The organism is Pantoea sp. B9002, assembly GCF_013385945.1.
In the GTDB taxonomy this organism is placed as follows: Bacteria; Pseudomonadota; Gammaproteobacteria; order Enterobacterales; family Enterobacteriaceae; genus Pantoea.
On record NZ_JACAPA010000137.1, the window covers coordinates 1 to 335 of the forward strand.

Sequence of the window (335 nt, forward strand, 5' to 3'; positions counted from 1 at the left end):
AAGAGGCCAAGGGGACGGCGACGCCGCAAGTGGAAGGGCAGACCGACAAGCTGTGGGTGCGCTTCGACAACTGGTTCACCGCCTTGCTGCCGGGCGTGGCCAAGGGCAACTACTGGGTGTTGTATGTCAGTGATGACTACCACACCGCGATTGTCGGTGATCCGAGCCGGCGTTACCTGTGGCTGCTGTCGCGCAGCACCAAGGTCAATGCGGACGTTCGCGAGGATCTGCTGAGCCGGGCGCGCCAGCAAGGCTACGACACCACACGGCTGATCTGGCGTACGCCGGACTCGAAGATGCCTAACTGATTCGGACCAATGCGATCCCTTGTAGGA

1 protein-coding gene is annotated in these 335 nt (G+C 61.8%); it reads left to right on the forward strand.

Translation table 11 applies throughout. The annotated features are described in order from the left end of the window. Window positions 1–308: lipocalin family protein (locus HX773_RS25540; RefSeq protein WP_176973818.1), on the forward strand; the 308-nt coding region annotated here is incomplete at its 5' end. Window positions 309–335: the final 27 nt, after the last annotated feature.